Genomic DNA, 2,764 nt, shown 5'->3' with positions numbered 1-2,764 from the left:
TCTAAAAGCATTAAAAACTATTAAAAATAATTAAAAGCCTAATCTGGTCAAAATTGCCCTTGGTTTTCGCTACGCTCAAACTCTATTGAATCTCGCTTTCGCTCGATTCGAGGGGCAATTTTTTGGTTCTTTTCGTTGTGAATTTGAAAAAAAGCAAAGGCAAGAGCAAAAGCAACTCGGAATTCGCTTCGCTCATAAAGTTTTATGCTTGCTTCGCTCGGTCTAGGCTCAAATTTTTGCATCTAAATTTCACTTTTTTAGGTTAATCAACCTAAAAAAGCGGTTTTTCAGAAAGCCGAGGCGCGAATTTTGCGGATGTCGCTCGTAGACACTCGCTTGGTTGAGGCCTTCTTATCGCTTATAGATGCTATGTCATTTGCTTCTATTTGCGTTTAGAGGCACTTTTTTGTTTTTTGGGTACTGATCTCTAGTTCAGTTTGAAATGATCGTACTATGGCGAAAATACAGCGTTTAAACGTGATATTTGTTTATTGCTCTGGTGTTTTGTTGAATGGGTTTCTTGGATCTTGTTTGGCTTCTTGTATAAATCGTTCAATTTCTTGGTATTGGCTTGAGTTGGCAATTTCTTGGGTGACTGTCTGTAGATCCTTGTTAGTTTGTTGCATAGTTTTACCGATCAAGGCCATACGAAATAAGGTTTTCAGGTTGTCCAAGTCCTGATTGGAGTGGGTTATTTGAAACTTTGCTCGTTCAAAAATACCTAGATAGAGTGAACCGATAAAGTATTTGATCTGGTCTTCTCGTTTTTTCTGTTGTTTCTGGTTTTGTTTTTCCTTTTGTTGTTCTGGATTCAGGGCTTTTTCTATTTTCTGATTCAGGTTTTTCGCTGCGGTCTGGTGGCGTTGCGTTTTGAGGATCTCATCCAGTGCATCGTGCATGGCAAAGTAGGCATCGATGTCATGTTTTTGATGGAGCTTGAGGATGTTTTGTTCCAGTGCATTGCGTTTGGCAGGTTCTGTCTGTTGGATCAGTTGCAGCTGAAGCATGCGTTTGTTGTAGGCATTGCGTTCATAGCGACATTTTTGGATCAGTTGTCGGTCTTGCTCACTGAGATCCTGAAGACTTTTTTTGTTTTTGAGCATGTGCAGGCAACGTTCTTCAACTCGGCGTTTGAACGGTAGATTGAGGATATGCCTGCCGAGTTCGTTGATTTCTTTTGCGGTGAGAACTAACGCTTTGCGTCCTGCCATTTGGATCTCATTTTGCCGTGAATTGACTCCATGTTAGCGTCATCTTGTGGGCGTTTAAACTATTTTTTATGCCATGCATAAAAAATAGTTTATCTCGTTTCCGTGTCTTTTTTTGACAACAACCGCTAAAGCGATTATTGTCAAAAAAAGACACTCCTCCTCGCTCCTGCGGAGAGCCTCCTTTGCGAATTGGATCTCAGGTGAATTCGGCATGTTTTACATGAATATTCGGCACAATGTGAAGAAGGATTCCAGTTCCAAGAATACCTTCCATTATCTGACTCGAACCGCGCATTTTGCCGAGCAAAAGGCCGATGAGGAATTGGAGTTTGTGCGTTCTGGAAATATGCCTGCATGGGCTGTCGATGCGCCTGCAAGCTTTTGGCATAGTGCGGATCGTTATGAGATTGCTCGAGGTCGAACCAGTTCAACCTTGACCGTGGCCTTGCCGAAAGAGTTGTCGAAGCAGCAACGTAAAGAATTGGTCGAGGCCTTTATTCAGGAATTTGCCGATCAGTATCAGTTCCCTTATACCGCAGCGGTGCATAATCATCCGAGTGAGCTGACAGGTGAAGATCAACCGCATTTGCATCTGATGTATTCTGAACGGAGTCTGGCCGATGGGGTTGAACGACCACCAGAGCAGTTTTTTAAGCAGTATCGTCCAAAGAATCCCACTAAGGGTGGCGCACAGAAATTAACGGCTGATGCGTTGGGCTTTGGCCGTGATCAGGTCAAAGCTTTTCGAGAAAAAACTGAGCAGCTAATTAATCAGGCTTTGGAAATGCATGCACCGATGAAGACCGTAATTCTGGAGGGGATGGAGATTGTTGTTCCGAATCGAGTGAGTCATTTGTCCAATCAGGAATTTAACCAGAAGTACGGAACGCAATTGCAGGATGTTCCGCAGATCTACCGATGGAAGTTGAAAAGTGCCGATCCAATGATTCAGCTTGAAGTTGAGGCACAGAAGCACACCATTCAACAGATTCGGCAATTTAATAAGCTCCAGATCTACCAAAAGGAGTACAACCAAGCTTTAGAGCAGCGTAAAAATCAAGATCTAGATCGTGATGATGGTTATACGCCATCATGGTTCTAGGAATATTGTGAAGTTTTAAATAAAGCTTTTGGAGGTCGTATGAAGACTGGAAAACAAATTCTTGAGGGTTTATTTGACGATCAACGTGCAGCTGCACATGATCCCCATCATCCAGTGAATGATCAGCTTCGGGCCAGTCTATTGTGGAAGAAACATTTACTTGAGTTGATTCAGATCCCACGGCATCAACTGAAATCAGATGATAGCTATGTTTTGGTGTCTGATATTCCAAAGTATTTTAAGGCACAGTTTGAGCAATATTTTTTAGGTCAGAACCTATTGCAGCATGTGGATCATCTTGATGAATCACGACTGGATAGCAAACGTTTGGACAGTTTTATTGCCTATCTGAAAGATCATCCAAGTTATAAATCAGAGCAGCGTGGCCAAGTATGAAAAATCCAGTAGATGCAGATCGAATTCGAGCTGCTTTTAAGGCAACGCAAGGGAT

The 2,764-nt window shown here is 42.3% G+C and carries 4 protein-coding genes; 2 read left to right on the top strand and 2 right to left on the bottom strand.

Features of this window, described 5'->3' with window-relative positions; all coding sequences use genetic code 11:
- Positions 1-47 precede the first annotated feature (47 nt).
- Positions 48-242 (bottom strand): hypothetical protein, encoded by a 195-nt coding sequence (locus tag CDG56_RS16560; RefSeq protein ID WP_087548441.1) that lies wholly within the window; start codon positions 240-242, stop codon positions 48-50.
- A 246-nt stretch (positions 243-488) separates the two neighbouring features.
- On the bottom strand, positions 489-1,211 hold the full coding sequence (locus CDG56_RS16555) for a hypothetical protein (RefSeq protein WP_087548440.1): 723 nt from the start codon (positions 1,209-1,211) through the stop codon (positions 489-491).
- Positions 1,212-1,422: 211 nt separating this feature from the next.
- Between CDG56_RS16555 and CDG56_RS16550 the strand changes: the two genes are divergently transcribed.
- Positions 1,423-2,313, top strand: a complete 891-nt coding sequence (locus tag CDG56_RS16550) for a MobA/MobL family protein (RefSeq protein WP_087548439.1) — start codon at positions 1,423-1,425, stop codon at positions 2,311-2,313.
- A gap of 39 nt (positions 2,314-2,352) precedes the next feature.
- Positions 2,353-2,709, top strand: coding sequence for a hypothetical protein (locus tag CDG56_RS16545; RefSeq protein ID WP_087548438.1), 357 nt, complete (start codon positions 2,353-2,355; stop codon positions 2,707-2,709).
- The last annotated feature ends 55 nt before the right edge of the window (positions 2,710-2,764 follow it).

Origin of the sequence: Acinetobacter sp. WCHA39, assembly GCF_002165385.1 — a bacterium.
Taxonomy (GTDB): domain Bacteria; phylum Pseudomonadota; class Gammaproteobacteria; order Pseudomonadales; family Moraxellaceae; genus Acinetobacter.
The sequence above is the reverse complement of the archived record's forward strand: the minus strand, read 5'-3'. Positions and strand labels throughout refer to the sequence as shown.